4 protein-coding genes are annotated in these 6,258 nt (G+C 67.5%); 2 read left to right on the top strand and 2 right to left on the bottom strand.

All coding sequences use genetic code 11. The annotated features are described in order from the left end of the window. On the bottom strand, nt 1–462 hold a 462-nt coding region (locus B3587_RS01410), incomplete at its 3' end, for a TetR/AcrR family transcriptional regulator (protein WP_292725992.1). Between the two features lie 131 nt (nt 463–593). On the opposite strand from B3587_RS01410, the gene B3587_RS01415 reads away from it, so the two are divergent. After that, nucleotides 594–3,473: an MMPL family transporter gene (locus B3587_RS01415; RefSeq protein WP_292725993.1), complete on the top strand. Its 2,880-nt coding sequence runs from the start codon at nt 594–596 to the stop codon at nt 3,471–3,473. Further along, nucleotides 3,470–5,527 carry a YhgE/Pip domain-containing protein gene (locus B3587_RS01420; RefSeq protein WP_292725994.1) on the top strand — a complete coding sequence of 686 codons (2,058 nt, stop codon included), beginning with the start codon at nt 3,470–3,472 and terminating at the stop codon, nt 5,525–5,527. Before B3587_RS01415 ends, B3587_RS01420 begins: the two co-directional genes overlap by 4 nt. A gap of 346 nt (nt 5,528–5,873) precedes the next feature. Here B3587_RS01420 and ccsA read toward each other — a convergent pair. Continuing rightward, the coding region (gene ccsA, locus B3587_RS01425; RefSeq protein WP_292725996.1) for a cytochrome c biogenesis protein CcsA at nt 5,874–6,258 on the bottom strand (385 nt) is incomplete at its 5' end.

The raw sequence follows: 6,258 nt of genomic DNA on the forward strand, positions 1-6,258 counted from the left end.
GATGAGGCTCGAAGCCCACGCAAGATACGCCCGCGCCGTCTCGTCGTCGCGCATCGCGCGCAACCGGATCTCGCTCATGAGGACGACATCGAGGAGCCCTTCGGCGGTGCCATCGAGCACGCTCTGCACCAGCTCGTTGGGCGTCAACGCGGCATCCTGGGCACGCAAGCCGTCCACGCGTTCGGAGACAGCTTCAAGCTTGCGGTCGGTCACCGCGCGCACCAGCTCGAAGAACAGCTCTTCCTTTGTGGAGAAGTTGGAATAGAACGCACCGCGCGTGTATCCGGCACGTTCGCAGATCGCCTCGACCGAGGCTCCGTCGAGCCCGACTTCGGCAAACACCTCGTAGGCGGCGCGCATCAGCCGCGCTTTAGTGCGCTCGCGACCACGCGCCCCGTCAGGGGTGATGCCGTCGATCGCCTGCAGCACATGCCGGGTGGCGTCAGCGTCATCTGCCGACATCACGCCCTCCCCTCACCGGTGTTCACACCGAGCCTTCAGCCTGCTGGTCTCAGCAATCGTCTACGATACACATGCGTATCGGATACACCGGTGTATCGAGACTCCCCTTGACGACTCCCGGAGGAAGACCCGTGTCCACCGTTCTCTATGCCCTCGGACGATGGGCGTATCGGCACCCGTGGCGGGTGCTCGCGTCTTGGCTTCTCGTGCTGGTCCTCGCGGGCGGCGGAGCTGTGCTCTTCCAGCAGGGCACCGACAACACCTTCTCGATTCCCGGAACCGAGTCACAGGCGGGCCTCGAGGAGCTGCAGCGGACCTTTCCTGAAGTCTCGGGAACCAGTGCGCAGTTCATCGTCGTCGCCCCCGAGGGCATGACTGTTGAGGACGCACCGTTCCCTGAAGACATCGCCCAGACGATCGACGAGATCGAGGGCATTGACGGGGTCCTCGCCGTCAGCGACCCGTACGACGAGGCGATCTCGGGTCTCATCTCCGATGACGGATCGGCAGCCCTGGTGCGTTTCCAGTTCGAGGGACAGGCGTCGTCGGTCTCCGCGGAGACGAAGGATCAGCTCTTCGAGATCACCGACGCCCTGCAGGCTGAACTTCCGGCCGGCACCACCGTGGCCCTCGGCGGCGACCTCTTCTCCCAGTCACTGCCGACACTTTCGATCGTCGAGCTGTTCGGCGTGATCCTTGCCCTGGTCGTGCTGATCGTCACCTTCCGCTCATTCGTCGTCGCCGGGCTCCCCCTCATCACGGCGCTGCTGGGTGTCGGACTGTCGATGGCGCTCATCTTCATTTCCACGGCCTTCGCCACGATCTCGTCGACGACGCCGATGCTCGCCCTCATGCTGGGGCTTGCGGTCGGTATCGACTACGCCCTCTTCATCATTTCCCGCCAGCAGGATGCCGTCCGCGAAGGGGTGGACCCGGAGGAGGCCGCAGCCCGCGCCACCGGAACCGCGGGCTCCGCAGTCGTGTTCGCCGGCGCGACAGTGCTCATCGCGCTGATCGGCCTCTCGTTCGCGAACATCCCCTTCCTGACGACGATGGGCATCGCGGCATCCGTCGCCGTGGCGATAGCCGTTGCCATCGCCGTGACCCTCACTCCGGCCTTCCTCGGATTCGTCAAGGGCCGGGTTGCCGGGTGGCCCCGGCGCGCGCCGCGCGCCTCGCGGCGCCGACGCGGCACATCAGCCCGCGAGGATGCCGCGGCAGCATCCGCACCGGAGGCAGAACCCGCACCCACCATCACGCACGGAAAGAAAACGAATCCGTGGGTGAAGCTCGTGACCCGGCATCCGATCGTCACGACGGTTTCCGTGGTCGCGCTCCTCGGAGCGCTCGCGATACCGGCCGGCAGCCTCGCACTCGCGCTTCCCAACGCCGGGATGCTGCCCGAAGACAACGAGGCGCGGCAGAGCTACGACCTTGTCGCCGAGCACTTCGGCGCCGGCGCCAACGGGCCGCTCATCATGACCGGCACGATCGTCACCTCGACCGACCCGTTGACCCTCATGCAGGACCTCGGCGACGACATCGCGACGATCCCCGGCGTGAAGGAGGTCGCGCTCGCGACGCCGAACCGCACCGCCGACACCGGGATCGTGCAAATCGTCCCCGAGACCGCGCCCGATGACCCGGCCACGGCAGAACTCGTGCGAGAGCTGAGAGCTCAGCACGATCGCCTTCTCGACGAATACGGCGTGGACCTGAAGGTCACGGGCTTCACCGCGATCGCCATCGACATCTCCGACCGGCTCGGCGGCGCGCTCCTGCCATTCGGCATCTTCGTCGTGGGTCTCTCGCTCGTGCTGCTCACGATCGTCTTCCGATCGATCTGGGTTCCCCTCAAGGCAGCCGCGGGGTACCTCCTCTCGGTAGCTGCCGCGTTCGGGATCGTCGCCCTGGTCTTCGAATGGGGAGTCTTCGCCGACGCCCTCCACGTGTCCAAGACCGGCCCCGTGATCAGCTTCATGCCGATCATCCTCATGGGGGTCCTTTTCGGTCTCGCAATGGATTACGAGGTCTTCCTCGTGTCGCGGATGCGCGAGGACTATGTCCACCTGCGGCGCGCCCGCGGCGGGAGGGCCGACCGCGCGACGGCGATCAGCGCCGTCCGGTCGGGGTTCACGGCATCCGCCCGGGTCGTCACCGCAGCCGCGGTCATCATGTTTGCGGTGTTCGCGGCGTTCGTTCCGGAGGGTGACATCAACATCAAACCCATCGCGCTGGGCCTTGCCGCGGGCATCGCGATCGACGCGTTCCTCGTGCGAATGACGCTGGTTCCCGCCGTGATGACTCTTCTGGGTCAGCACGCGTGGTGGATGCCGCGGTGGATGCACCGTGTGCTGCCGCACTTCGACGTCGAGGGCGAAGCCGTGGAGCGAGAGCTCTCGCTCAAGGACTGGCCTAAGTCCGACCGCATCGCAGCCGTGGCCGCCGAGGATCTCGATCTGCTGGCCTACGGGTCGGCGCACGGCGGTGATGTCGACGTATTCGCCGGGGTGACAACCAGCGTCGAGTTCGGCGACACGGTCATCGTCACCGGCGACCCGCGCGCCTCACGCGCCCTGCTGCTAACGATCGCCGGCCGCCTCGCCCCGACCGGCGGCCGCCTGCGAGTTGCCGGGCACCTGCTTCCCGAGCGTGCCGCATGGGTGCGTTCACAGGTCGGAGTTGCACTCCTCGCGGATGCCGACGATCCCCTCGCGGAGCTCGCGCGCGCCCTGCGCGGATCCGCGCTGATCGTCGTCATCGATGGTCTCGGCCGACTCGAAGGCCAAGCTACGCGAGATCAGGCTGCGGCGCTCCTGCGTGATGCGGCAGTCGCACGTCGCGAGCGTTTCGATGACGCGCACTCGCCACTCACGATCCTGGCCTCGACCCAGCATGAGGGCTCGGCGCTCAGCCTCATGGCCGACGCCCACCGTGCGGGCGTGCACTCACTGGCGCTTCCCACACGTCTTCACACACCCGTTCCCGCTTCCGCTGAGGAGCACGCATGAGCATTTCTGTCGAACGAGCTCGCACCCGCCGGCCCATCACGTGGCTGACGATCCTTGGCGTCATCCTGCTGCCCGCCGTCATCGGCGGCATCCTGGTGGTCGCCCTGTACAACCCCGCGTCGCGGCTTGACACGATGAACGCCGCGATTGTGAACAACGATCAGGCTGTCACGATCGATGGTCAGTACGTCCCACTCGGACGCCAGCTCACAGCCGGCCTCGTGGAAGGCTCCGGGGATAGCGAGAGCAACCTGACCTGGACGATCTCGAACGCCGACGACGCGGCCACGGGCCTCGCCGACGGCACCTACGCCGCAGTCGTGACGATTCCCGAGAATTTCTCGGCCGCAGCGACATCGACCCGCCCCGGCGAAACTCCGGAGCGCGCCACCATCGAGGTCACGACGCCGCCCGACAGCCTCATCGTCGACGACGCCATTACCGCTCAGATCACCTCGACCGCGGCAACGCTGACCGGCGAGCAGATCTCGACCGCCTACCTCGAGAACGTGTTCCTCGGCTTCACGACCCTCGGTGACCAGCTCGGCGAGGCAGCCGATGGCGCCGACCAGCTCGCCGACGGGATGAAGCAATCGGCTGACGGGTCGGCCGAACTTGCGAGCGGGCTGCAGGACGCTGCATCGGGAGCTTCGCAACTCTCCGCCGGAACGAGCCGACTCAGTGGCGGCCTGACCGCCTGGTCAGCCGGGGCGACGAACGCCGCGAACGGCCTGGACTCGTGGGCCGCGGGAGCCGGAGCCGTAGCCAGCGGTTCACAGCAGGTCACCGACGGCCTGAATCAGCTGGCGGCGCAGACCGCCCAAATTCCAACCCTCCCGCAAGACGTTGTCGATGCCGCATACGAGCTCGCTGCCAACAGCGAGCAGATCAGCGCCTCGGTGAATGGAGCTGTCGACGACCTCAACCAGCTCGTCGCGACGTGTACGGATCTTGGCCTCCCGGGCCCGGTCTGTCAGACACTCACCCAGATCGCCGATGAGGCCAACGCCGCGTTGCCTGCGGTCAACGACATTCTCGACAACGCCGATACGATCGCTGCCGGGGTCGACGACCTGTCAACGCTCGGACCCGACCTGACAGCCGGCGTGACTCAACTCGCGGGCGGGAGCTCACAGGTCACTTCCGGCATCACGGGACTGGCCGGTGGTGCGAACGAGGCGGCCGCGGGCGTCCATCAGCTCGCAGCGAGCGCAAACGACCTCGCTGCCGGCAGCGCACAGCTCGCGTCGGGCGCATCGGGTCTCGCCACCGGTGTCGGTGACGCCGCTACCGGTGCCACGACCCTGAGCGACGGGCTGAGACAGCTCGCCGATGGCACGACCTCCCTCGCGGATGGGCTCCACACGGCGGTCGAGCAGCTCCCGTCGTATACGGATGCCGAGGCCGCGAGCCTCGCGGAGGTCGTGGCCGATCCCGTGGCGGCGGAAGGTGTCGGCTCCGACCTGTTCGGCGCGTCAGCGATTCCGCTGTTGACCGCGCTCGCCCTGTGGTTCGGCGCACTTGGTTCGTTCGTCGTGCTCCGGGCCTTCCCGGCTCGCACGCTCGCCTCCCGGTCGCCGTCCGTGCTGCTCGCCCTGCGCTCGCTGGCCCCCGCCGCGGCGATCGGCGCCGTCCAGGGTCTGCTCGTGGCTGGGATCGTCCAGATCTCTGCTGGCTATGACTGGGGAGACTGGTCGATCTTCGCCGGGGTCAGCATCCTGGCCGGTATCGCGTTCGCTGCAGTGAACCAGGCACTCGTTGCCGTCTTCGGTGGCGCCGGCCGCTGGGCGGCCGCCCTGATCGGCGTACTCGCCGTTGCAACCGGAATTGTGTCCACGGTTCCCGGTGTGCTGACGGCGATCGACGCGGTCATGCCGGTCTCGCCCGCGTACAACGCGATGCTCGGCGCCCTGACCGGGTCGGGCGGTGTCAGCGCGGGGATCGCGGGTCTCCTGATCTGGAGCGGCCTCGCCTTCATCGCGACCATCCTCGCGGTGGCCGCCAAGCGGACGACCACGGCCCGCGCCATCCTCGCCGCCCCCGCCACAAACTAGCCGCGCTGACGCGCACATCCCCTTCGGTCGCGCCCTCGCGCGGGTCTCACGGCCCCACACCCACGTCAAGGCGCGACCGAAGGATGACGAGCCGTGTGCACGCCGCAGCATCCGTCGCGCCGTCGCACCCGTACCGAGCAGCTCGGTCGCGCCTTGGTGTGGGTCTTCCCCGCCTCCACCCGCATCTAGGCGCGACCGAGATCTTTCGTCAGACCCAGAGCGTCCCTGAAGAGCAGCTCAGTCGCGCCTTGGCGTGGGTATGGGTGCCTGCAGCCCGCAGGAAGGCGCGACCGAAAGATGGGGCCAGACGCGGAACCGGCCCGGATGACGAGAGTCGGCCAAAGCCTCAGCTGAGGCCGCTGTAGGCGTGCAGTCCCTTGAAGAACATGTTCACGATCGTGAAGTTGAAGATCACTGCCGCGAATCCGACGATCGACAGCCACGCTGAGCGGGCGCCGCGCCACCCGCGCGTCGCCCGGGCGTGGATGTAACCGGCGTAGAGGACCCAGATCACGAAGGTCCAGACTTCCTTCGTGTCAAAGCCCCAGTAGCGGCCCCACGCGTCGTTGGCCCAGATCGATCCGGCGATCAGCGTGAAGGTCCAGAAGACGAAGCCCATGATCGCGAAGCGGTAGGCCAGCGATTCGAGTGCTTCCGCACCGGGAAGGGTACGCAGGAAGCCCGGGCCGGATCGCATCGTCGCACCAGTGCCGACGGCGGCAATCGCCCGC

Origin of the sequence: Microbacterium sp. UBA837, assembly GCF_002296025.1 — a bacterium.
Lineage (GTDB): Bacteria > Actinomycetota > Actinomycetes > Actinomycetales > Microbacteriaceae > Microbacterium.